Raw genomic sequence first — 23,365 nt, forward strand, 5'->3', positions numbered from 1 at the left:
GGATGCGTGACAGCTGTCGATGGCCGACGATCGAGAGGATCCTTAGGTTTCACGGTGGTCCTGTCTGCTGGTCTGTGGAGGTGCCCCGTGCTGGGTCCCGTGATTCTTGCCGCGTCGCGCAGCGACCGGATGCGACGCCTGATCTCGGCGGCCCCGGTGACCAAGCGGGTCGTCGACCGCTTCATCCCCGGTGAGACGGTCGACGAGATCGTGCCGATCGTCCAGGAGCTCACCTCGAGGGGGCTGGAGCTGACCATGGACGTGGTCGGCGAGGACATCACCACGCCCGAGCAGGCGGAGGCAGCCCGGGACGCCTACCTCGCACTTGTCGAGCGGCTCAGGACGCTCGAACTGGGTACCAGGGCCGAGATGTCCGTGAAGCTGTCGATGTTCGGCCAGGCGCTTCCGGGCGGGCACGAGCTCGCGCTCGCCAACGTCCGTCCCGTCGTCGAGGCCGCCGCCGCCATCGGTACGACCGTCACGCTCGACGCCGAGGACCACACCACCCTCGACTCGATGTTCGCCATCCACGAGGAACTGCGGAAGGACTTCCCGCAGACCGGCTGTGTGATCCAGGCGTACCTGTTCCGCACCGAGGCCGACGCCCGCCGGCTCGCCGCGGCCGGCAGCCGGGTGCGGCTGGTGAAGGGCGCGTACAAGGAGCCCGCCGAGGTCGCCTACCAGCAGAAGCACGAGATCGACAAGGCGTACGTCCGGGTCCTGCGCGTCCTGATGGAGGGCGAGGGGTATCCGATGGTCGGCTCCCACGACCCGCGCCTGATCTCCATCGCCCAGGAACTCGCCCGGCAGGCGGGCCGCAAGCCCGACGAGTACGAGTTCCAGATGCTCTACGGCATCCGCGGCGACGAACACCTGCGCCTGGCCGCCGAGGGCCACCGCATGCGCGTCTACACGGCCTACGGCACCGACTGGTACGGCTACTTCATGAGGCGGCTCGCGGAGAAGCCGGCGAACCTGCGTTTCTTCGTCCGCAGCATGATCAGCAAAGGCTGAGCCCGAACACCCGCTCAAGCACAAGGAGTTACGGAAACCATGGACGCTGTGACCCAGGTCCCCACCCCCGTCAACGAGCCGGTGCACGGCTATGCCCCCGGCTCGCCCGAGCGGGCACGGCTGGAGGTGAAGCTCAAGGAGCTGGCCGAGAACCCGGTCGACCTGCCGATGACCATCGGCGGCGAGAAGCGGATGGGCGGCGGTGAGCGCTTCGACGTCGTGCAGCCGCACAACCACAAGGCCCGCCTGGGCACCTACGCCAACGCCACCCAGCAGGACGCCCAGGACGCCATCGACGCCGCTCTCGCCGCCGCGCCCGCCTGGCGCGCGATGTCCTTCGACGACCGGGCCGCGATCATCCTGCGCGCCGCCGAACTGCTCGCCGGCCCCTGGCGCGAGACCCTTGCCGCGTCCACCATGCTCGGCCAGTCCAAGACGGCCCAGCAGGCCGAGATCGACACGCCCTGCGAGCTCGTCGACTTCTGGCGCTTCAACGTCAAGTACGCCCGCGACCTGCTCGCCGAGCAGCCCCCGGCGAACTCCCCGGGCGTCTGGAACCGCCTCGACCACCGCCCGCTCGAGGGCTTCGTCTACGCGATCACGCCGTTCAACTTCACGGCGATCGCGGGCAACCTGCCGACGGCCCCGGCGCTCATGGGCAACGTCGTGGTCTGGAAGCCGTCCCCGACCCAGACCCACGCCGCGGTGCTGCTCATGCAGCTCCTCGAGGAGGCCGGTCTGCCCAAGGGCGTCATCAACCTCGTCACCGGCGACGGCATCGAGGTCTCCAAGGTCGCCCTGGAGCACCGGGACCTCGCCGGCATCCACTTCACCGGGTCCACCAAGACCTTCCAGCACCTGTGGAAGACGGTCGGCGCCAACATCGAGAAGTACCGCACCTACCCGCGCCTGGTCGGCGAGACCGGCGGCAAGGACTTCGTGGTCGCCCACCCCTCGGCCGACCGCGCGATCCTCAAGACCGCTCTCACGCGCGGTGCCTTCGAGTACCAGGGCCAGAAGTGCAGTGCCACCTCCCGGGCCTACATCCCGGCGTCGATCTGGAACAGCGGCTTCAAGGAGGAGTTCGCGGCCGAGGTCGACTACCTCACCATGGGTGATGTCACCGACCTCTCCAACTTCATCGGGGCCGTCATCGACGAGCGCGCCTTCGCCAAGAACAAGGCCGCCATCGACCGCGCGAAGTCCGACCCCACCTGCACGATCGTCGCGGGCGGTTCCTACGACGACTCGGTCGGCTACTTCGTCCGCCCGACCGTCGTCGAGTGCTCCGACCCGGAGAACGAGGTCTTCACCACCGAGTACTTCGGCCCGTTCCTCGCGGTGCACGTCTACGAGGACGACCGGTACGACGAGATGCTGGCGCAGATGGAGTCGGTCTCCGACTACGCCCTGACCGGCTCGGTGATCGCGGGCGACCGCGCGGCCGCCGCGTACACGATGGAGAAGCTGCGCTACGCGGCCGGCAACTTCTACATCAACGACAAGTCGACCGGCGCCGTCGTCGGCCAGCAGCCCTTCGGCGGCGGCCGCGCGTCCGGCACCAACGACAAGGCCGGCGCCCCGCAGAACCTCCAGCGCTGGACCCTGACCCGCGCCATCAAGGAGACGCTGGTCCCGCCGACCGACTACGGCTACCCGCACATGGGCTGAGGATCTGTCGCACGCACAGAGGGGCCGGGCTGTCGCCCGGCCTCTTTGCGTCTCCGGTCCCCGTCGTGAGTATCCGCAGGTCAGCGCCGTGTGATGCACTGCACCGTCTCAGATAGTAGGAAGTCCGAGTAATTGTGGAGACAGACCGGCTGTCCTCCCTTAGCTTTGTAGGAGCCGAACGTCTCGCTCGATCAAGCGAATGGCGGTCGTGAGCCGGGCCCCGTGCAGGCAACCCCTGCGGCCCGTCGCTCCCCGCCCCTTCCGGCGTCTCGTAGTCCCCTTCCCTGGAATTCGAAGGAGTCGATTTCTCATGGCCGAGACGACCGCCCGCCGTCGAGTCCGTCACATCTCCCGCACCAGCGAGTCCGACCGCAAGAACGCCGCCGCAGCCCTGCAGCGCGCCCTCGACCGCCGTGACAACGGCGGCTCGACCGGTCACTGACCGACCCCCGAAGCCGGGAGCCGCACCCGCACGAGGTGTGGCGCGGGCCCCTCAGGCCCCGCGCCGCACCTCGAACCGGTCGATGCGCTCCCCGTTCTGCGCGAGCGCCGACACCGTCAGCCGTGGCCGCGCCCCGCTCTCCACCTCCACCGAGAGCAGCGAGAAGCCGCGGTAGCGCACCCGCGACCACTCCACCGTCTCCTTCCGGGACTGCCTCGACTTCGTCCACTGGAAGGTCTCGACGGACTCGTGGTCGTGCACGCGTCCCTCGTAGCTCTCCTTCACGCCCGCGGGGAAGCCGTACAGATCCCGGCCGCCCCCGCCCGCCGTGACGTAGACGATCCCGTCCCGCGTCGGATCCGTGGCGCCGCCGACCGGCACCGACCGGCCCACCTCGCCGCCGCGGATGGCGTCCGTGCGCTCGTACACGTGGTTGTGCCCGTTGATCACCAGATCCACCTGGTGCTTCTCGAACAGCGGCAGCCACGCGGCACGCACCCCGCCGTCGGAGGCGTGCGAGGACGTCGAGTACGCGCAGTGGTGGAAGTACACGACGACGAAGTCGATCGCCTCGTCGGCCCGCAGTTCACCGAGCCTCTTCTCCAGCCACCTCGTCTGCTTCCCGTCCGTGTAACCGAAGTTGGCGGGGATCTCGTACGACACGTCGTTCGCGTCCAGTGCCACGACGCCGACGTTGCCGTACGTGAAGGAGTACACGCCCGGCGCCGAGCGCGGGTCGAAGCCGCTGTCCGGGAGGGACCAGCGGGCGAGCTGGCCGCCGTAGCCGTCGGGGGAGTACCAGGCCTCCATGTCGTGGTTGCCGGTCGTCACCATCCAGGGCACGCTCCGGGCGACCTCCTCGTTCTGCTTGAGGAACAGGTCCCAGAAGCCCGGGTCGTAGCCGTCCGACTTCAGGCCCTGGCCGTTGCCGTCGGCGTAGCAGAGGTCGCCGGCGTGGAGGTGGAAGGCGGGCTTCCGGCGCAGCAGGAGGTTGTCGCTCGCGGCAGCCGCGGTGCCGACCCCCTGGTCGCCGAAGGCGGTGAAGGCGAACTTCTCCGGGCTCGACGGGGCCGTACGGAATTCGCTGATGGTCGAGCGGTGGCGCGCGTCCGCCGGGTCGAAGCCGTCGTGGCCGACGCCGTAGTAGTAGGTCGTGCCGGGGCGCAGCCCGTCGAGGGCCGCGTGCAGGTAGTACTGGTCTAGGGCGAGGCGCACGCCGGTCTGTCCCGGGGTGTGCAGGGGGCGGAGTTCGGCCTCGATCCGGCGGCTCAGGTCGTCGGGCCGCAGACCGACTCGGACGAACGGCTTCCGGACCGCGAGCGGGACCTGCCAGGAGATCCGCATCCGGGTCCTCGGATCGGCACCGAAGGCGAGATGGCGGCCGAAGGGGGAGACGGCGGAGCCGTGGACCGCGGTCGTGGGGGAGGGGGCCGCGGTGGACGTCCCCTCGGTGGAGCAGCCCGTCAGCAGGCCGCCCGCCACCGCGCCCGCGGTCACCAGCGTGCGGCGGCGGGTCAGCTTCGTCCGCAGGTACTCGTGCTGCTCGGCCATGCTGAGGCGACGCGCGAGCCGGGGCGGAAGGCCGAAGTCGGGGAGGTCCATGACGATGAAGTTCCCAGCGGACCTCAACGACCGCCATACCTACGGGTGAACGCCAGTCGAAGGGCTGACGCCCGGAGCCGCGCACATGTCCGTATCGCGGACAGCCGGTGTCATCCCATGGGACGAGGAGTAGGGTTCCCGCATGTCTCGCAGCATCAATCTCGCAGTGATTCCCGGTGACGGCATCGGCCAGGAGGTCGTGGCCGAAGGTCTGAAGGTCCTCTCCGCCGTCCTTCCGCAGGATGTGAAGCTGGAGACCAAGGACTTCGACTTCGGTGCCCGGCGCTACCACGCCACCGGTGAGACCCTCACCGACGCCGACCTCGACGCGCTGAAGAAGCACGACGCGATCCTGCTGGGCGCCATCGGCGACCCGTCGGTCCCCTCGGGTGTGCTGGAGCGCGGCTTCCTGCTCAAGCTCCGCTTCGCCTTCGACCACCACGTGAACCTGCGTCCGTCGAAGCTGCTCCCCGGTGTCGACACGCCCCTGAAGGGCGAGCCGGCCATCGACTTCGTCGTCGTCCGCGAGGGCACCGAGGGCCCGTACACCGGCAACGGCGGCACCATCCGCAAGGGCACCGAGCACGAGGTCGCCACCGAGGTCTCCGTGAACACGGCCTTCGGTGTCGAGCGCGTGGTCCGCGACGCCTTCGCCCGCGCCCAGGCCCGCCCGCGCAAGAAGCTCACGCTGGTCCACAAGAACAACGTGCTGACCTTCGCCGGGCACCTGTGGACGAACATCTTCAACAAGGTGGCCGCGGAGTTCCCCGAGGTCACCACCGACTACATCCACGTCGACGCGGCCACGATCTACCTGGTCACCGACCCGGCCCGGTTCGACGTGATCGTCACCGACAACCTCTTCGGCGACATCATCACCGACCTCGCCGCGGCCGTCTCCGGCGGCATCGGCGTCGCCGCCTCCGGGAACATCAACCCGAGCGGCGAGTTCCCGTCCATGTTCGAGCCCGTCCACGGCTCGGCCCCGGACATCGCCGGCCAGGGCAAGGCCGACCCCACCGCCACGGTCCTGTCCGTCGCCCTGCTCCTGCGTCACCTCGGCTACGAGGCCGAGGCCGCCCGCATCGAGGAGGCGGTCTCCGCCGACCTCGCCGAGCGCACCGGCAAGCCCGCCCGCAGCACCGCCGAGATCGGCGACGCGCTGGCCGTACGAGTAGCCGGCTGACCGGGCGGATCACTCGAAAAAGCATTCGAAGCCGCCGGGTCACTCGCACCCGGCGGCTTTCGCATGTCCCCCGCCGGGTGTCACCATCATCCCCTGGGTCGCATTTCACGCCGTTTCTTCCCCGGCTCCCCGCTTGCGATAATCGAACGCGGAGCCGCGGAATGAGGGAATGCTCGGACGTCCTAGCACTGGTCACTGACAGTAAAAGGGCGTGAGCGCGGCCCGTCACTACACAACCGGTGAAGGACAACCACTCATGACGACGCCCACGATCGAGCTCAAGCCCTCCGCCAGCCCGCTCTCCGCCGCCGAGCGCGAGGCGATCCTGGCCAGTCCCGGGTTCGGCCGCCACTTCACCGACCACATGGTGACGATCAAGTGGACCGAGGGCCGCGGCTGGCACGACGCGCAGCTCGTCCCCTACGGCCCGATCTCCCTCGACCCCTCCACGCACGTCCTGCACTACGGCCAGGAGATCTTCGAGGGCCTGAAGGCGTACCGCCAGGCCGACGGCTCGGTCGCCGTGTTCCGGCCCGAGGCCAACGCCCGGCGCTTCCGCAACTCCGCCCGCCGGATGGCGATGGCCGAGCTGCCCGAGGAGCTCTTCATCGAGGCCCTCGACGCGCTGATCGGCCAGGACGCCGACTGGGTCCCGCCGCACGGTGGCGAGGAGTCCCTCTACCTGCGCCCGTTCATGTTCGCCACGGAGGCCGCGCTCGGCGTCCACCCGGCCAACGAGTACCTCTTCATGCTGATCGCCTCCCCGTCCGGCGCGTACTTCGCCGGGGGCGTCAAGCCGGTCACCATCTGGGTCTCCGAGGACCACGTCCGTGCCGTCCCCGGCGGCACCGGTGACGCCAAGACCGGCGGCAACTACGCGGCCTCGCTCCTCCCGCAGGCCGAGGCCGCCGCCCACGGCTGCGACCAGGTCGTCTACCTCGACGCGGTGACCCGCACCAAGGTCGAGGAGTCCGGCTCCATGAACATCGCCTTCGTCTACGGCGACCGGATCGTCACGCCGGCGCTGACCGGCTCCATCCTCGAGGGCATCACCCGCGACTCCCTCCTCCAGGTCGCCCGCGACCTCGGCTACACCGCCGAGGAGGGTGTGATCACCCTCGACCAGTGGCGCGCCGACGCCGCCTCCGGCGCCCTCACCGAGGTCTTCGCCTGCGGCACCGCGGCTGTTGTCACGCCGATCGGCCACGTCAAGACGAAGACGGACGCCTGGACCCACGGCGACGGCACGCCCGGCGAGGTCACCGGCAAGCTGCGTGAGGCGCTGCTGGGCATCCAGCGCGGGGTCAGGGACGACAAGCACGGCTGGATGCACAAGCTGGGCTAGTCCTACCGGTACGTCAGGGCCGCCGCGGAGACGGGTTCCGCGGCGGCCCTGACGCATGCTGTGCTGTGATCTCCATTTAGAGCGATGCTCGATGTGATGTGTCCGATGCCTGCCGCAACCTCTTCCTTCCTCTGTCGAAGATGTTTAGAGTGACGCTCTAAAGGAGGGAACGATATGCGGCTGACCCCCACCGAACGAGACCGGCTGCTGCTCTTCGGGGCCGCCGAGCTGGCGCGGGCGCGCCGGTCCCGCGGTCTGAGGCTGAACGTCCCTGAGGCGACCGCGCTCATCGCGGACACCGTGTGCGAGGCCGCCCGGGACGGGGCACGGCTGGCCGAGGCCGTCGAGCGCGCGCGGTCGGTGCTCGGGCCCGACGACGTGCTGCCCGGTGTCGCGGACGTCGTCACCGAGGTCCATGTCGAGGCGGTCTTCGACGACGGTTCGCGGCTCGCGGTGGTGAGCGACCCGATCGGCGGGGGGCTCGGCGACGCGGGCCCGGGGGCGCTGCTGCCGGGGCCGGCGCACGTGGATCCGGCGGCGGTCGTACGGCTGACCGTCACCAACACGGCCGCCGTGCCCGTCTCCGTCACCTCCCACTTCCACTTCTTCGAGGCCAACCCGCGCCTCGACTTCGAGCGGGCCGCCGCCTACGGCATGCGGCTCGCCGTCCCCGCCGGGTCCTCCGTGCGCTTCGGGCCGGGGGAGAGCGCCGAGGTCGGCCTCGTCCCGATCGGCGGCGCCCGCGTGGCCATCGGCTTCGCCGGACTCGTCGACGGCCCGCTGGACGCGCCGGGAGCCAGGGAGGAAGCCCTGCGACGAGCGGCGGCCTGCGGCTACCTGGGTGCGGCGCCGGGGGCGGGCGGGGAGGGGCGGCACCCTGGTGACCCCGGCCAGGCCCCGCGCCCCACCACCCCCGGCCAAGCCCCCCGTCCCGGTGACCCCGATGAGCCGGTCTCGTTCGAGTGGGAGGTCGGTCGATGAGTCGTCCGGGTGGGCATCCTGCCGAGGCTCGGCGTCTCACGCCTCATGAGTACGCGGCCACTCACGGCCCCCGGGCCGGTGACCGTGTCCGGCTCGGGGACTCCGGGCTGGTGATCCGGGTCGAGGAGGACTCGCAGCGGTACGGGGACGAGTTCCTCGCGGGGTTCGGCAAGACCGCGCGGGACGGGCTGCACCTCAAGGCGGCCGCCGTGCGCGAGACCTGTGACGTCGTCGTCAGCAACGTCGTCGTGATCGACGCCGTCCAGGGGATCCGCAAGGTCTCCATCGGGATCCGGGAGGGGCGGATCTGCTCCCTCGGGCGGGCCGGGAACCCCGACACCCTCGACGGGGTCGACGTCGTCGTCGGTACCGGTACCTCCATCGTGTCCGGCGAGGGGCTCATCGCCACCGCCGGAGCCGTCGACACCCACGTCCATCTGCTGTCGCCGCGGATCATGGAGGCCTCGCTGGCGTCCGGGGTGACCACGATCATCGGGCAGGAGTTCGGGCCCGTGTGGGGCGTCGGGGTCAACTCGCCCTGGGCGCTGCGGCACGCGTTCGGCGCCTTCGACGCCTGGCCGGTCAACATCGGCTTCCTCGGCCGGGGTTCGTCCTCCACTCCCGCCCCCCTGACCGAGGCCCTGGCGGAAGGCGGCGCCTGCGGCTTCAAGGTGCACGAGGACATGGGCGCCCACACCCGCGCCCTGGACACCGCCCTGCGCGTCGCCGAGGACCACGACGTCCAAGTCGCCCTGCACAGCGACGGGTTGAACGAGTGCCTGTCCGTGGAGGACACCCTGCGCGTGCTGGAGGGCCGGACCATCCACGCCTTCCACATCGAGGGCTGCGGCGGCGGACACGTGCCGAACGTGCTCAAGATGGCCGGCGTCCCGAACGTCATCGGCTCCTCCACCAACCCCACCCTGCCCTTCGGCCGGGACGCCGTTGCCGAGCACTACGGCATGATCGTCTCCGTCCACGACCTGAAACTCGACCTGCCCGGCGACGCCGCCATGGCCCGTGACCGCATCCGCGCCGGGACCATGGGCGCCGAGGACGTCCTGCACGACCTGGGCGCGATCGGCATCACCTCCTCGGACGCGCAGGGCATGGGGCGGGCCGGCGAGACGGTCCGCCGTACCTTCGCGATGGCCGGGAAGATGAAGGCCGAGTTCGGCGCGCCCGACGACCACGACAACGAGCGCGTCCTGCGCTACATGGCCAAGCTGACCATCAACCCGGCCATCGCCCACGGCCTTTCACACGAGATCGGCTCGATCGAGGTCGGCAAACTGGCCGACCTCGTGCTGTGGCGGCCGGAGTACTTCGGCGCCAAGCCGCAGCTCGTCCTGAAGTCCGGGTTCCCGGCATACGGCGTGGTCGGCGACCCGGGCGCGGCCACCGACACCTGCGAACCCCTCGTCCTGGGACCGCAGTTCGGGGCGCACGGCGCCACCCCCGCCGAGATCTCCGTCGCCTTCGTCGCGCAGGCCGCCCTCGACCAGGGCCACGACCTGATGCCGACCCGCAGGAGAAGGGTCGCCGTACGCGGCACCCGCGGCATCGGACCGGCCGACCTGCGCCTCAACTCCCGTACCGGAGCGGTGGACGTGGACCGGCACACCGGCCTGGTGACGCTGGACGGCGAGCCGCTCACCTCCGCACCGGCCGACTCGGTCTCCCTCAACCGTCTTTACTTCCTCTAGGACTTGTAGGACCCCCGATGACCTACCGCATGCCGCCCGAGTGGGCTCCGCACGAACGCACCTGGATGGCCTGGCCCGGCCCCAACCCGACCTTCACCGACGACGGTGAGCTGGCCGCGGCCCGCGCCGCCTGGGCGTCCGTGGCCCGCGCGGTGCGCCGCTTCGAGCCGGTGACGATGGTCCACGGCCCCGGCCACGCCGAGTCCGCCCGCGCACTGCTCGGCCCGGACGTCGAACTCGTGGAGCGCGAGCTCGACGACGCGTGGATGCGCGACATAGGCCCCACGTTCGTCAAGGACGAGCAGGGCCGACCGGCCGCCGTGGACTGGGTGTTCAACGGCTGGGGCGGCCAGGACTGGGCCCGCTGGGAGCACGACTCGAAGATCGCCCGTCAGGTCGCGGACCTCGCCGGGGTGCCGGTGCTGAGCAGCCCGCTGGTCAACGAGGGCGGCGCGATCCACGTCGACGGCGAGGGCACCGTCCTGCTCACCGACACCGTCCAGCTCGGCGCGGGCCGCAACCCCGGCTGGAGCAGGGAGCAGGTCGAGACGGAGATCCACGCGAGACTCGGCACCAGCAGGGCGATCTGGCTCCCGCGCGGCCTGACCGGCGACTACGGCACGTACGGCACCCAGGGCCACGTCGACATCGTCGCCGCCTTCGCCCGCCCGGGAGTCGTCGTGGCCCACGTCCAGCCGGACCCCGCGCACCCGGACCACGAGGTGACCAAGGAGGTCGTAGGACTGCTCAGGGCGGCGACCGACGCTCGCGGTCGGCGCCTGGAAGTCGTCGAGGTACCCGCGCCGACCGTCCTGGAGGCCGACGGGCACTGGGTCGACTACTCCTACATCAACCACTACCTCTGCAACGGCGGTGTCGTGCTCTGCGGCTTCGACGACCCGCGCGACGAACTCGCGGCCGGAATCTTCCGGCGACTGTTCCCGGAGCGCACGGTCACGCCGGTGGACGCGCGGACGATCTTCGCGGGCGGGGGCGGCATCCACTGCATCACGCAGCAGCAGCCGCGGGCCACGGTCGGGTAGAACGGACAGGTGAACGTGCTGACCTGCGCCGCCCGCGGAAGCCGGCCGACCGACCCGCCGCGGCCTTCGCCCGGTGCCGTGTGCGGGGCCGCCGTATGAGCACCCCTCGCCGCACCCCCGCCCCGCCGCGCGAGCGGATCCTCGCCGTGGCCATGGAGATGATCGCCGAGCGGGGCCTGGAGAAGCTCACCATGGCCGGGCTCGGCCGCGAGCTCGGCATGAGCAGCGGGCACCTGCTCTACTACTTCCGCTCCAAGGACGAACTGCTGCTCCAGACCCTGGAGTGGAGCGAGGGGCGGCTGGGCGCCGAGCGTGCCCGGCTGCTCACCCGCACCGCGACCGCACGTGAACGGCTCGACGCGTACGTCGACCTGTACGTCCCGGACGGCCACCGCGACCCGCACTGGACGCTGTGGCTGGAGGTGTGGAACCGCTCGCAGAACGCCGACGAACAGGCCCGCGAACGCCAGGCCGCGATCGAGGGCGTCTGGCATCGCGACCTGGTCGCCCTGCTCGCGGAGGGGGTCTCGCGGGGGGAGTTCCGGGCCGTGGACCCGGACCGCTTCGCGACCCGGCTGCGGGCCCTGCTCGACGGGTTCTCCATCCATGTGGCGATCGGGCTGCGCGGCACGGACCGGGGGACGATTCTCGGCCACGTACGGGAGTTCCTCGACGACGGCCTCCTCGCGGACGCGTGACCTTCCGCCCGGGTTGTACGCAATAAGGCCGATTGACCCTGTGGCCGGTGGTGCGTTTGCCTCGTGGGGAGCCCTCGGCGCGGGGCCGGGGGTAATGCGTCAACGGGGATCACAGGGGGGGAACATGTCCAGAGCCGCCGTATGCCTTTTAGGCGCGGCCCTGCTCGTCGCGCTCACCGGAACCACCGCGACCGCCGCACCACACGGTCAACAAGCACCGCACGGTCCACACGCACCGCACACCGACCGTGTCAGCACCGCCGCCGACGGAACCCAGGGCGACGGTGCCTCCAGCGCCGCCGTCACCACCCCGAACGGCCGTTTCGTCGCGTTCCGTTCGTCGGCGACCAAGCTCGTGCCCGAGGGGATCAGCCGCCCGGGCACCTACTCCTACATCCGTGACCTGCGCACCGGGCACGTGACCAAGAGGGAGGACGCGCTCGCCACGCCCCGCCTCAGCGCCGACGGCCGCTGGGCCACGTACATCGCCTGGGGCAGACGCAACGTCACCGTCTTCCTGACCGACCTGACCACCGGCACCAGAACCCGGGTGGGGGATGACGGTCAGAACAGCTCCGGTTACCCGGACATCAGCGCGAACGGCCGTTACATCGTCTACCGGTGGTCCGGCCATCCGCAGTTCCCGACCCGCGTCGACCTCTACGACCGTGTCACCGGCACCACCGAGACGGTCAGCACGGGCCCCGACGACTCCGGGCGGGACATGGACAACCCGTCGATCAGCGGCGACGGCCGCTACGTCGCCTACCAGGACAACGGCACCGGTGACGTGTGGGTCGCCGACCGCACCACCGGGACGCGGACCGAGGCCGACGACGGCACCCGCTCGACCGTCGTGCAGCTGAGCGTCAACGGGCGTGTCCTGGTGATGGATTCGGCGGACGGCTCCTACGTACGCGATCTGCGCACCGGCCGCGTCCAGCACTTCCCCGGCGACCAGGTGCGGGCCGTCAGCCCCGACGGGCGCCGACTGCTCCTCCAGGACGGGCAGTCGAACCTCTGGCTGCTCCACGGCGGCCACCGGGTCCTCGTCGGACACGGCAGCGCCGCCGACGGATCGGTCTCCGACCGGGGCCGCTCGGTCGTCTACGCCACGGAGGACGCGGACGTCGTCCCCGGTGACACCAATGCCGTGAACGACGTCTTCCGGTGGAGGTCCCGCTGATGTCCCGCGCTGCAAGAGCCCTGCTGGGGGCGGCAGTCGTCCTCATGCTGGCCGGTACGACGGCCCAGGCCCGGACCGAGGCCGAGGCCGCCCCGGGGAAAGCCCGCACCGAGCGGGTGAGCACGGCGGCCGACGGCAGCCAGGCCGACGGGTCGTCGGGTGACGCCGCGATCAGCGCCGACGGCCGTACCGTCGCGTTCGTGTCCACCGCGGCGAGCTTCGGCTGCGCGCACTTCACCCCGTGCCTGCTGGTGAAGGACGTGACCGGGGGCGGGGTGACCAGGATCGACCTCGGCGACGGCTACACCTACGGCTCACCGGCGCCGAGCGCCGACGGCAGCCGTATCGCCTTCTCCGCGGGCACCCGCTTCCTGGCCCCCTACCTGTACGACCGCGCCACCGGCCGCGCGCAGAAGCTGTGGCCCCAGGACCCGCCCGGCTCCGTCGAGTCGGGCCGTGCCGAGTCCATCAGCCCGGACGGCACGCACGTCGCGTACACCCTCGGGAACCGCAACGGCTCCGGGAGCGCCCGTCTGCTGTACGTCCGCGACACGGCCACCGGCGCCGACGCACTGGTCTCGCCGGCCGAGGAGGGCGAGAAGAACGGGGCCTCGGTGAGCGCCGACGGCACGCGGGTCGCCTACGGTCTGCACGCCGACAGCGAGCAGGACCCCGCCGACGTCTACGTCAGGGACCGGACGACGGGCGAGCGGACCCAGGTGGACAACGGCCTCGGAGCCGCCTACCTGGTCCGCATCACGGCGGACGGCCGCCGGGTCCTCCTCCACGCCGAGAGCGGCCTGTACGTCCACGACCTGCGCACCGGTGAGTCGCGGCGGGTCGCCGACGGGAACCCCGGCGCGGCCACGGCGGACGGCCGGTACGCCGTCGTCGCCGGCGAGGACGGCACGCGCGTGCGTGACCTGCGCACCGGGGCACGCGGGGCCGCGCTCCCGCGGTACGCCCAGGTGCTGGACAACGCGCTGGCCGCCAAGGGGCGGGCGGTGGTGTTCAGTTCGTCGGCCTCCCACCTGGTGCCGGGCGACACCAACGCGGAGTCCGACGTGTTCGTCTTCTCCGGCGCACTGCGGAGGAACCCGGCGCCGATGCCGTCCGTCACCGAGCGGATCAGCACGACCCGGGACGGACAGCAGCGGTCCGGGGCGTCCCACGACCCGGTGATGGGGGAGAACAAGGTGGTCTCCTTCACGTCGGAGGGCGATGTGTTCGTGAGCGCCCCCGGCTGGTTCTCGCAGGTCAACTCGGACGGCCAGAAACCCTCGTCCGAGGGGGCGCCCTGCTACAGCGGCCGCATGGTCGGCTATACGGCCCCCTTGGCCGACGGCGGCCCGGGCGTCCACGTCCGCAACCGCGCGGTCGGCAAGCTCACCAGCCTGGGCTCCTACCAGGGCGTCCGCTTCACCTGGACGGGACAGCCCGTGGTGAACCCCACCTGCCAGTGGCTCACCTACGCGGCGACCCTGCCCGCCACCGAGACCGACCCGGACCCGCAACCGCGCGTGTACCGCTTCAAGTTCAACGGTGGCGACACCGACGTGGTCAGCGCGCCCACCGGCGAGGCCGCGGGCAACCCGGCCATCGACTACTCCGGCCGGTACGTCGCCTTCGAGCAGGGCGGCGCCGTGTACGTCCGCGACCTGGACACCGGAACCCTGGAGAAGGCCGCGGCGCACGCGACGGCACTCTCCCTCGGCGCGGACGGCCGCACCATCGCCTACCAGCAGGGCCGCACGTCCGCCGTCCGCAACCTCGACACCGGCACCACGACCCGGGTCGAGGGCACCCAGCCCTCGCTGTCGGGAGACGGCACCCGGGTGGCCTACACCTCGGGCCGGTCCGTATACGCGCTCGAACTCGCCACCGGAAAGAGCCAGTTGGTCAGCGTCGACCGCTGGGGCGGCCGCAACGACCTGCCGGCCGGGCACCCGTCCGTGAACGCCGACGGCACGGTCGTCGCGTTCGAGTCGGCGTCACCCGATCTGGTGGAGGGAGACACCAACGGGGTGGCGGACGTGTTCCTGCGGACAGTGCAATGACAACGACCAGACACGGGGGAACCACCATGCACAGCAAGAAGCACCTGGCAGCCGCGCTCCTGGCGGTGCTCGCCGCCGCGGCCCTCACGGGTCCCGCGGCGAGCGCCGCACCCAGGGCCGCGTACACCGAGCCGGTCAGCGTCACCCCGGAGGGGAAGGCGGGCAACGGCGTCACCCGCACCGCGGTCATCAGCCGCGACGGCCGCCACCTCGCCCTGACCTCGGACGCCGAGGACCTGGACCCGAACGTGCCGCACAGCGGCATGTACCTGCGCGACCCGCACACCGGCAAGCTCCGCTTCGCGGGCTTCGGCGGCCTGGTGGCGGTCCTGAACGACGGCCGCTACGTCTACGCCCAGTACACCGCGGAGTCCGCGGAGCTGTGGATCGCCGCCATCGACACGGGCAAGCGGGTCGGGTTCGGCCTCGAGGTCCCCGAGGGCTTCACCGGGCAGCCCGCCGGGATCTCCGTCAGCCCCAACGGCCGCTACGCCGTCTACACCCTCCAGGACGCCACCGAGCACACCAGCGTGGTCTTCCTGCGCGACCGCATCAAGGGCACCACCGAGCGGATCAGTCACCCCCGGCCCACCTGGGAGCCGCGCAACGCGTTCCAGCCGACGGTCAGCGACGACGGACGCCGGATCGTCTACCAGTACAACTACGCCAACGGCCCGCGTGGCGACGACTGGGGCGACGTGTGGATGTACGACCGCGGCACGCGCGAGCACACCCAGATCGACCGCTCCCACGACGGCTCGCAGACCGAGAAGGAGTCGCTGAACCCGTCGATCAGTGGTGACGGCCGTACGGTCGTCTTCGAGTCCCGGGACACCCACCTGGTGCCCGGCGACACCGACGCGAGCTGGAACGTGTTCGTGCACACCGTCCGCACCGGCACCAACCAGCGCATCCACGGCACCCAGGGCGGCCCCGGCGAGGTCTACACCCGGGGCGCGGCGATCAGCGCCGACAGCCGGTACCTCACGTTCACGTCGGAGGTGACCGAGGCCGGCAGCCGGTACGGCAAGGAGTACCCCGTCTATCTGCGGGACCTGAGGAAGGGCACGACGACTCTCGTCACCCCCGACACCACCGGCGGCACCGCGACGGCCGACGTCCTGCCGGGCCGGATCGCCGACGGCGCCCGCAGGATCCTCTTCCAGTCCTCCGACCCGACCCTGATCCCGGCAGGCGACGACAACGACGGCACCGACGCGTTCGTACGCCACCTGCGATGACCAGCACAGTGTTCGCATCCTGAGACGGAGGGTGAGCACGGGGGTGGTCTGTGCCAGACTGCCCCCGTGCTCTCGTTCGCCATGATTATTGGCAGCAGGCGCGCCGGTCCGCAGTGACCGCCACGTACGACCAGGTACGGGTGGACACCGTCGTCCTCGACCCGCGCGCAGACCTCTCGCACCCGCGAGGGGTTTTTCGCTTTTCTGGCCCACCCGCAGCCGGAGGCGAGAGCGCGAGGGAGTATGTGGGGGCGGTGGAGCCGGTCATTCCGGTACGACCGAGACCAAATCCTCAGGAGCCTTGAGACCATGACCGCAACCAGCGAGCTCGACGATCAGTTCCACGTCTTCGACACCACCCTGCGCGACGGCGCCCAGCGGGAGGGCATCAATCTGACCGTCGCGGACAAGCTGGCCATCGCGCGGCACCTGGACGACTTCGGCGTGGGCTTCATCGAGGGCGGCTGGCCCGGCGCCAACCCGCGGGACACCGAGTTCTTCGCCCGCGCCCGTCAGGAGATCGACTTCAAGCACGCCCAGCTCGTCGCCTTCGGCGCGACCCGCCGGGCGGGCGCGAAGGCCTCCGAGGACCCGCAGGTCAAGGCACTCCTGGACTCCGGCGCCGAGGTGATCACCCTGGTCGCCAAGTCGCACGACCGCCATGTCGAGCTGGCGCTCAGGACGACCCTCGACGAGAACCTGGAGATGGTCCGCGACACGGTGTCCCACCTGCGTGAGCAGGGCCGCCGCGTCTTCGTCGACTGCGAGCACTTCTTCGACGGCTACCGCGCGAACCCCGAGTACGCGAAGGCCGTCGTACGGACGGCCTCGGAGGCCGGCGCCGCCGTCGTCATCCTCTGCGACACCAACGGCGGCATGCTCCCGGCGCAGATCCAGGCAGTGGTGTCGACCGTGCTGGCCGACACCGGCGCCCGCCTCGGCATCCACGCCCAGGACGACACGGGCTGCGCGGTCGCCAACACCCTCGCCGCCGTGGACGCGGGCGCGACCCACGTCCAGTGCACGGCGAACGGCTACGGCGAGCGCGTCGGCAACGCGAACCTGTTCCCGGTCGTCGCCGCCCTGGAGCTGAAGTACGGCAAGAAGGTGCTGCCGGACGGCAAGCTCCGCGAGATGACGAGGATCTCGCACGCCATCGCCGAGGTCGTCAACCTCACGCCCTCCACCCACCAGCCCTATGTCGGAGTCTCCGCCTTCGCCCACAAGGCCGGTCTGCACGCCTCGGCGATCAAGGTCGACCCGGACCTGTACCAGCACATCGACCCCGAGCAGGTCGGCAACACCATGCGGATGCTGGTCTCCGACATGGCGGGCCGCGCCTCGATCGAGCTCAAGGGCAAGGAACTCGGCATCGACCTCGGCGGCGACCGCGAGCTGGTCGGCCGGGTCGTGGAGCGCGTGAAGGAGCGCGAGCTCAAGGGCTACACCTACGAGGCGGCGGACGCCTCCTTCGAGCTGCTGCTGCGCGGCGAGGTCGAGGGCAGGCCCCTGAAGTACTTCACGGTCGAGTCCTGGCGCGCGATCGTCGAGGACCGCCCCGACGGCAGCCACGCCAACGAGGCCACGGTCAAGCTCTTCGCCAAGGGCGAGCGCATCGTCGCCACCGCGGAGGGCAACGGCCCGGTCAACGCCCTCGACCGCACCCTGCGCGTGGCCCTGGAGAAGATCTACCCCCAGCTCGCCAAGCTCGACCTCGTCGACTACAAGGTCCGCATCCTCGAAGGGGTCCACGGCACCTCGTCCACCACCCGTGTCCTGATCTCCACGTCGGACGGTTCGGGCGAGTGGTCGACGGTGGGCGTCGCGGAGAACGTGATCGCGGCGTCCTGGCAGGCCCTGGAGGACGCGTACACCTATGGTCTGCTGCGCGCGGGCGTCGAGCCGGCCGAGTAGTCCTCAGCAGGAGTCCTCGGCGAGCTCCTCGAACTCGCCGAGGCTCATCGCCCGGTCGTCGGCCCGGACCTGACCGGGCTTCAGGGCGGCGAGGTCCGCGGCCGTGAAGGTGACGACCCCGGTGTACTCGTAGTTGTACTCGTCCTTCCCGAAGGCGAGCTGATAGGTGTGGCCGGGCAGCAGCCGCTGCTCGCCCACCGGAAGGACATGCCACTCCCCGGGCGGGGAGAAGAGCGGGAACTCGGCGTCGACGGGCCGGCGGCTGCCCGGGGCCCGCCAGCCGGACGCGCTGTGCCCGGACTCCTCCTGACCCGTGGGCACGCCGGTCAGGGAAGGCCCCCGTACGAGATCGTCCCCGCACGGCCGCAGCACGACCTCCACCGCACCCGCGCCGTCCACCCGCACCGCGACCAGCGGCAGGATCTGCGCCCCGCACCCGCTCAGCAGACCTGCGGCGGCGACCGCACCGGCCACCGCGAGGAAACCCCGTCTCATCACCCCAGCACAGCAGCGAAGGCGCCGCCCGACGACCACCGTTGTGCACCGGTCGCGTTGCGGTCGTACAACTCGCCCCGGACGCGATGGCCGACGTGGCGTCTTGACGGACGCACGTGCTCTCAGTTCACTCACGCCGTGAGGTAAGTCCTGTGTGAATCCTGAGAGCCGAGGGAAGGTCCATGCGAAGAACCGCCCTGCTCGCCTCCGCCGCCCTGCTCACCTCCCTGCTGCCCCTGGCCGTCGCCCGGGCGGCCGACGACCCGCCTCCGGTCCCCGTGGACCGCTTCGAGGGCGAAGTCCCCTTCGCCGGCCCGCCGGAGAACGGCATCTTCACCTGGGGCAGCGACACCGACGACCCGCCGACTCTGCGGCTGAGCCCCCGCGAGGACGCCCCCGAGGGGGACAAGGTCCTCTCCGGCACCTACGACATCAGCGGCTACGGCGGCTTCACGCACGACTTCGCCTTCGCCGAGCCCGCCCACGACTGGTCCGCCCGCAAGGGCATCCGCTTCTGGTGGGAGGGACAGGACAACGGCAAGAAGGTCGCCTTCGAACTCAAGGACGGCGGCGCCAACGGCGAGGCCTCCGAGCTGTGGACGACCTCCTTCACCGACGACTTCACCGGCTGGAAGCAGATCGAGATCCCGTTCACGGACTTCGCGTACCGGACGGACTACCAGCCCGTCGGCGGCATCGACCACGTCCTGGGACTGACGCAGATGTGGGGGTACGCCGTCACCCTCCCCGTCGGCGCGCCCGGTCGATTCGCCATGGACGGCGTCGAGTTGTACGGCAGGGCCGACCAGTCGCTGCGCGCCTCGGTGCTCACCGACTCCGCGGTGTACCCGGTCGACGAGGGCGGCACGGCCACCGTGAAGGTCACCGTAGCCATCACCGGGTCCGCGCCCCTCGACGAGCCCGTGACCGTCGCCTACGACACGGCCGGCGGCACCGCCTCCACCTCCGACTACACCCCTCTCAAGGGCGAGTTCACCTTCCCCGCGGGCACCGCCTCCGGCACCACCCGCACCCTGAAGGTCGCCACCCTCAAGGACAAGGCCGCCGAGACCGCCGAGACCGTCCCCCTCAAGCTCACCGTCACCGGCGCCAAGGCCCCCGCCGAGACCCCGCAGGTCGTCATCGACGCGCACGGGCTGCCGTATCTGAACAGCAAGCTCCCCGTGAAGAAGCGGGTCGCGGACCTCCTGTCCCGGATGAGCCTCGCGGAGAAGACCGGCCAGATGACCCAGGCCGAGCGCGGAGCCGTCGGGACCGGGGCCGACATCGCCACCGAGGACCTCGGCTCGCTGCTCTCCGGAGGCGGCTCGACACCCACGCCCAACACCCCCGAGGCCTGGGCGAAGATGATCGACTCCTTCCAACTGCGGGCGCAGGCAACCCGGTTGCAGATCCCGCTCGTCTACGGCGTCGACGCGGTCCACGGCCACAACAACCTGGTCGGCGCCACGGTCATGCCGCACAACATCGGCATCGGGGCCACGAGGGACCCCCGACTCGCTCAGCGGACCGGGGCCGTGACCGCCGCCGAGGTCCGCGCCACCGGCATCCCCTGGGACTTCGCGCCCTGCCTCTGCGTCACCCGTGACGAACGCTGGGGCCGTTCCTACGAGTCCTTCGGCGAGGACCCGGCACTCGTGGAGTCCATGGAGACGGTCATCCAGGGCCTCCAAGGGGCGCGCAGCGGCAAGGACTTGAGCCGTGGCGACAAGGTCCTCGCCACCGCCAAGCACTTCGTCGGCGACGGCGGCACCGCGTACGGCTCCTCCACCACCGGCACCTACACCATCGACCAGGGCGTCACCACGGTCACCCGGAAGCAACTGGAGGCGATCCACCTCGCCCCCTACAGGACGGCCGTGGACCGCGGCGTCGGCACGGTCATGCCGTCGTACTCCTCGCTCGACGTCGTCGGCGACGGCCTGGGCCCGGTGAAGATGCACGCCCGCGCCGACATGATCAACGGAGTGCTCAAGGACCGTATGCACTTCGACGGCTTCGTCATCAGCGACTGGAACGGCATCGACCAGATCCCCGGCGACTACGCCTCGGACGTCCGGACCTCCGTCAACGCCGGTGTCGACATGGTCATGGCCCCCTACGCCTACAAGGACTTCCGCACCGCGCTGATCCAGGAGGTGCGGGCCGGACGCGTCAGCGAGCGGCGGATCGACGACGCCGTGTCCCGCATCCTCACGCAGAAGTTCCGGCTCGGACTCTTCGAGAAGCCGTACGCCGACACGAGCGGCGCCTCGAGGATCGGTTCCGCCGGGCACCGGGCCGTGGCACGCGAGGCGGCCGCCGAGTCGCAGGTGCTGCTGAAGAACAGCGGCGGGCTCCTGCCGTTGCGGACGTCGCAGAAGGTGTACGTCGCCGGGTCCGACGCCGACGACATCGGCAACCAGAGCGGCGGCTGGACCGTCACCTGGCAGGGCTCCTCCGGCGACATCACCCCGGGCACGACGATCCTGGAGGCGATGCGCAAGAGTTCCGCCCGACTGACGTACTCCAAGGACGCCTCGGCCCCGACCGACGGCTACGACGTCGGCGTGGTCGTCGTCGGCGAGACCCCGTACGCGGAGGGCGTCGGCGACGTGGGCAACGGCCATGACCTGGAGCTGTCGGCGACCGACAGAGCCGCCGTCGACAAGGTGTGCGCCGCCATGAAGTGCGCGGTGCTGGTCGTCTCCGGGCGGCCGCAGCTCATCGGTGACCGGCTCGGCGAGATCGACGCCCTGGTCGCCTCCTGGCTGCCGGGCACCGAGGGCGACGGAGTCGCGGACGTCCTGTACGGCAGGCGGCCCTTCACCGGGCAACTCCCCGTCACCTGGCCCAGGTCGCAGGCCCAGCTGCCGATCAACGTCGGCGACGCGGCCTACGACCCGCAGTTCCCCTACGGCTGGGGCCTCACCACGCTCGGCAAGGTCCCGGCGGGCGGTCTGACCACGCTGAAGGCGCTCGGGCTCGCGGCCCGGGCGGCGGAGCGGGCCGGAGCGGACGAGACCGGCCGCGCGCTCGTCACCAAGGCGCGGCTGATCGTGCAGGAGAGGGCCCGGAGCGTCACCGCCCCGATGGCGGCCCCCTTCGCCGACGCCGACCGCCTCCTGCTCACCGGACGCTACGCGGAGGCGGTGGCGAAGCTGACCGAGGCGTATCGGGCGGCCTGAGGGCCGTCGGCGGGAGACCAGGGGATGCCCGAGGGAGGGCGGAGGGAGGTCGGAGAGGTCCGTTTCGGGGGGCTTCGGGTAGCGTCGAGGTATGAAGGCCACCGCGCAGGCCGTAGTACGGACCCGAAGCCTCCCGGGGCTGCTGTTCGCCCTGGTGCTCGTGGCCCTGGCCGCCCTGGCGGCGGCCGCCCCGCCGGCCTCCGCCAGGGCGGACGCGGGGGACGCAAGGAGCGCGACGAGCGCCACCAGCGTCTCCACGATCGGCCAGGCCCTCCGCAAGAGCCCGGTCTACGTCGACCCGGCCGCCGCGGCCCAGCTGTCCGCAAAGGACGCGGACGCCCTGGCGGACCGGATCACGAAGGCGGACAAGCCGCTGTTCGTCGCGGTGCTGCCCGCCGACTATCCGAAGCAGGCCCTGTTCACCAAGCTGCGCACCGCGACCGGCATCACCGGCCTCTACGCGGTCCGCCTGGGCGACGCCTTCGACGCCCGCGCCGACTCCTCGGTCCTGCCGCAGGCGGCCGTACGGAACCTGGTGAGCACCGTCGAGGGCGAGGACACCCGCACCCAGCTGACCGACTTCACCGCCGCCGCGGTCACCAACATGGGCGGCTCGGCCCCCTCGACCTGGCGGTCCGCGGACGACGGCGGCGGGGTCTCGTCCACGGCACTGATCACGGTCGGCGTGGTGCTCGCGGCGGGCGGAGCCGGGGCGTACACGCTGGTACGGCGCAACCGGCGCCGGCACGCGGAGGAGCAGCGGGCCGCGCTGGAGAAGCTGCGGGTGGTGGTGGACGAGGACATCACGGCGTTCGGCGAGGAACTGGACCGGCTGGACTTCCACCCCGGCGAGGCGGGCGCCGACGACGCGATGCGCGCGGACTACGAGCGGGCGCTGGACGCGTACGAGCAGGCGAAGTCGTTCATGGGGTCGGCTTCGAGACCGGAGGACGTGCGGGCGGTCACCCAGGCCCTGGAGGACGGCCGCTTCTCACTGGCCCAGCTCGCGGCGCGCCGCGAGGGCCGGCCGCTGCCCGAGCGCCGGGTCCCCTGCTTCTTCGACCCCCGCCACGGTCCCTCCGTCACCGACGCCACCTGGACACCGCCGGGCGGGGCCCCGCGCGAGGTCCCGGTCTGTGCGGCGGACGCCACCCGTCTGGCCGACGGCCGCGACCCGGTGATGCGCGAGGTCGACACCGACCAGGGCCGCCGCCCCTACTGGGACGCGGGCCCGGCCTACGGTCCCTGGGCCGGCGGCTACTTCGGCGGCGGCCTCCTCCCGGGGCTGCTGGTCGGCACGGTCCTCGGCAGCATGATGGCCACGCCCGCCTACGCGGCCGACTACGGCTCCGGATACGGCGACTTCGGCGGCGGCCACGAGGGCGGCGACCTCTCCGGCTCGGACTTCGACTCCGGGGACTTCGGGGACTTCGGAGGCGGCGGGGACTTCGGCGGCGGTGGCGATTTCGGCGGCGGGGGAGGGGACTTCGGGGGCGGAGGGTTCTGAGGGCGGGACCGGCGCGGGTCCTCCGGGGCCCGAGCTCCCCGCGGCGGAGTCGAGAAGCGCGGGTCCGGCGCCCAGGGCACCGGACCCGC

Annotated in this window: 17 protein-coding genes; 15 read left to right on the forward strand and 2 right to left on the reverse strand. The window is 71.3% G+C overall.

The window, feature by feature from the left end; translation table 11 throughout:
* The first annotated feature begins 87 nt into the window (after positions 1 to 87).
* The 3 genes from IOD14_RS08480 to IOD14_RS44730 all read left to right on the forward strand — a co-directional run bounded on the left by IOD14_RS08480 (position 88) and on the right by IOD14_RS44730 (position 3,127).
* On the forward strand, positions 88 to 1,014 hold the full coding sequence (locus IOD14_RS08480) for a proline dehydrogenase family protein (RefSeq protein WP_212669982.1): 927 nt from the start codon (positions 88 to 90) through the stop codon (positions 1,012 to 1,014).
* 39 nt (positions 1,015 to 1,053) lie between these two features.
* On the forward strand, positions 1,054 to 2,685 hold the full coding sequence (pruA, locus tag IOD14_RS08485; protein ID WP_123991797.1) for an L-glutamate gamma-semialdehyde dehydrogenase: 1,632 nt from the start codon (positions 1,054 to 1,056) through the stop codon (positions 2,683 to 2,685).
* 310 nt (positions 2,686 to 2,995) lie between these two features.
* Positions 2,996 to 3,127, forward strand: a complete 132-nt coding sequence (locus tag IOD14_RS44730) for a hypothetical protein (RefSeq protein ID WP_107056436.1) — start codon at positions 2,996 to 2,998, stop codon at positions 3,125 to 3,127.
* 51 nt (positions 3,128 to 3,178) lie between these two features.
* Here the strand turns inward: IOD14_RS44730 and IOD14_RS08490 are convergent, their stop codons facing one another.
* Positions 3,179 to 4,729 carry a metallophosphoesterase family protein gene (locus IOD14_RS08490; protein WP_212669983.1) on the reverse strand — a complete coding sequence of 517 codons (1,551 nt, stop codon included), beginning with the start codon at positions 4,727 to 4,729 and terminating at the stop codon, positions 3,179 to 3,181.
* 142 nt (positions 4,730 to 4,871) lie between these two features.
* Here IOD14_RS08490 and IOD14_RS08495 point away from each other — a divergent pair, with 142 nt between their 5' ends.
* The 10 genes from IOD14_RS08495 to cimA all read left to right on the forward strand — a co-directional run bounded on the left by IOD14_RS08495 (position 4,872) and on the right by cimA (position 18,086).
* Positions 4,872 to 5,915, forward strand: coding sequence for a 3-isopropylmalate dehydrogenase (locus IOD14_RS08495; protein ID WP_123991799.1), 1,044 nt, complete (start codon positions 4,872 to 4,874; stop codon positions 5,913 to 5,915).
* Positions 5,916 to 6,171: 256 nt separating this feature from the next.
* Positions 6,172 to 7,260 (forward strand): branched-chain amino acid aminotransferase, encoded by a 1,089-nt coding sequence (locus tag IOD14_RS08500; RefSeq protein ID WP_123991800.1) that lies wholly within the window; start codon positions 6,172 to 6,174, stop codon positions 7,258 to 7,260.
* Positions 7,261 to 7,434: 174 nt separating this feature from the next.
* Complete coding sequence (ureA, locus tag IOD14_RS08505) at positions 7,435 to 8,241, forward strand: urease subunit gamma (RefSeq protein ID WP_212669984.1); 807 nt, start codon at positions 7,435 to 7,437, stop codon at positions 8,239 to 8,241.
* Positions 8,238 to 9,947 carry an urease subunit alpha gene (locus tag IOD14_RS08510; RefSeq protein ID WP_212669985.1) on the forward strand — a complete coding sequence of 570 codons (1,710 nt, stop codon included), beginning with the start codon at positions 8,238 to 8,240 and terminating at the stop codon, positions 9,945 to 9,947. Before ureA ends, IOD14_RS08510 begins: the two co-directional genes overlap by 4 nt.
* A gap of 17 nt (positions 9,948 to 9,964) precedes the next feature.
* A complete protein-coding gene (locus IOD14_RS08515; RefSeq protein WP_123991803.1) occupies positions 9,965 to 10,990 on the forward strand; it encodes an agmatine deiminase family protein in 1,026 nt (341 codons plus the stop codon).
* A 95-nt stretch (positions 10,991 to 11,085) separates the two neighbouring features.
* The gene (locus IOD14_RS08520; RefSeq protein ID WP_123991804.1) at positions 11,086 to 11,688 is read left to right on the forward strand and encodes a TetR/AcrR family transcriptional regulator; all 603 of its coding nucleotides are present in this window, start codon (positions 11,086 to 11,088) and stop codon (positions 11,686 to 11,688) included.
* Positions 11,689 to 11,812: 124 nt separating this feature from the next.
* Entirely contained in the window at positions 11,813 to 12,874 is a 1,062-nt protein-coding gene (locus IOD14_RS08525) for a protein TolB (protein ID WP_212669986.1), read from the forward strand.
* Positions 12,874 to 14,931, forward strand: a complete 2,058-nt coding sequence (locus IOD14_RS08530; protein ID WP_212669987.1) for a PD40 domain-containing protein — start codon at positions 12,874 to 12,876, stop codon at positions 14,929 to 14,931. The genes IOD14_RS08525 and IOD14_RS08530 overlap by 1 nt, the downstream gene beginning before the upstream one ends.
* 26 nt (positions 14,932 to 14,957) lie before the next feature.
* A complete protein-coding gene (locus tag IOD14_RS08535) occupies positions 14,958 to 16,172 on the forward strand; it encodes a PD40 domain-containing protein (RefSeq protein ID WP_123991807.1) in 1,215 nt (404 codons plus the stop codon).
* A 309-nt stretch (positions 16,173 to 16,481) separates the two neighbouring features.
* Entirely contained in the window at positions 16,482 to 18,086 is a 1,605-nt protein-coding gene (gene cimA / locus IOD14_RS08540; protein WP_123991808.1) for a citramalate synthase, read from the forward strand.
* Between the two features lie 3 nt (positions 18,087 to 18,089).
* On the opposite strand, the gene IOD14_RS08545 is transcribed toward cimA, so the two are convergent.
* Positions 18,090 to 18,581 (reverse strand): hypothetical protein, encoded by a 492-nt coding sequence (locus tag IOD14_RS08545; protein WP_123991809.1) that lies wholly within the window; start codon positions 18,579 to 18,581, stop codon positions 18,090 to 18,092.
* 182 nt (positions 18,582 to 18,763) lie between these two features.
* Between IOD14_RS08545 and IOD14_RS08550 the strand changes: the two genes are divergently transcribed.
* Both IOD14_RS08550 and IOD14_RS08555 read left to right on the forward strand, forming a co-directional pair.
* Positions 18,764 to 21,769: a glycoside hydrolase family 3 N-terminal domain-containing protein gene (locus IOD14_RS08550; RefSeq protein WP_212669988.1), complete on the forward strand. Its 3,006-nt coding sequence runs from the start codon at positions 18,764 to 18,766 to the stop codon at positions 21,767 to 21,769.
* A gap of 91 nt (positions 21,770 to 21,860) precedes the next feature.
* Positions 21,861 to 23,276, forward strand: coding sequence for a hypothetical protein (locus IOD14_RS08555; RefSeq protein WP_212669989.1), 1,416 nt, complete (start codon positions 21,861 to 21,863; stop codon positions 23,274 to 23,276).
* Positions 23,277 to 23,365: the final 89 nt, after the last annotated feature.

It is taken from the genome of Streptomyces sp. A2-16 (assembly GCF_018128905.1).
Classification (GTDB): Bacteria; Actinomycetota; Actinomycetes; order Streptomycetales; family Streptomycetaceae; genus Streptomyces.

Bases quoted from the DNA above. Each gene is read 5' to 3' on its own strand.
- pruA (WP_123991797.1), top strand. From the start codon at position 1,054: ATGGACGCTGTGACCCAGGTCCCCACCCCCGTCAACGAGCCGGTGCAC.
- IOD14_RS44730 (WP_107056436.1), top strand. From the start codon at position 2,996: ATGGCCGAGACGACCGCCCGCCGTCGAGTCCGTCACATCTCCCGCACC.
- IOD14_RS08490 (WP_212669983.1), bottom strand. From the start codon at position 4,729: ATGGACCTCCCCGACTTCGGCCTTCCGCCCCGGCTCGCGCGTCGCCTC.
- IOD14_RS08495 (WP_123991799.1), top strand. From the start codon at position 4,872: ATGTCTCGCAGCATCAATCTCGCAGTGATTCCCGGTGACGGCATCGGC.
- IOD14_RS08500 (WP_123991800.1), top strand. From the start codon at position 6,172: ATGACGACGCCCACGATCGAGCTCAAGCCCTCCGCCAGCCCGCTCTCC.
- ureA (WP_212669984.1), top strand. From the start codon at position 7,435: ATGCGGCTGACCCCCACCGAACGAGACCGGCTGCTGCTCTTCGGGGCC.
- IOD14_RS08510 (WP_212669985.1), top strand. From the start codon at position 8,238: ATGAGTCGTCCGGGTGGGCATCCTGCCGAGGCTCGGCGTCTCACGCCT.
- IOD14_RS08515 (WP_123991803.1), top strand. From the start codon at position 9,965: ATGACCTACCGCATGCCGCCCGAGTGGGCTCCGCACGAACGCACCTGG.
- IOD14_RS08520 (WP_123991804.1), top strand. From the start codon at position 11,086: ATGAGCACCCCTCGCCGCACCCCCGCCCCGCCGCGCGAGCGGATCCTC.
- IOD14_RS08525 (WP_212669986.1), top strand. From the start codon at position 11,813: ATGTCCAGAGCCGCCGTATGCCTTTTAGGCGCGGCCCTGCTCGTCGCG.
- IOD14_RS08530 (WP_212669987.1), top strand. From the start codon at position 12,874: ATGTCCCGCGCTGCAAGAGCCCTGCTGGGGGCGGCAGTCGTCCTCATG.
- IOD14_RS08535 (WP_123991807.1), top strand. From the start codon at position 14,958: ATGCACAGCAAGAAGCACCTGGCAGCCGCGCTCCTGGCGGTGCTCGCC.
- cimA (WP_123991808.1), top strand. From the start codon at position 16,482: ATGACCGCAACCAGCGAGCTCGACGATCAGTTCCACGTCTTCGACACC.
- IOD14_RS08545 (WP_123991809.1), bottom strand. From the start codon at position 18,581: ATGAGACGGGGTTTCCTCGCGGTGGCCGGTGCGGTCGCCGCCGCAGGT.
- IOD14_RS08550 (WP_212669988.1), top strand. From the start codon at position 18,764: ATGCGAAGAACCGCCCTGCTCGCCTCCGCCGCCCTGCTCACCTCCCTG.
- IOD14_RS08555 (WP_212669989.1), top strand. From the start codon at position 21,861: ATGAAGGCCACCGCGCAGGCCGTAGTACGGACCCGAAGCCTCCCGGGG.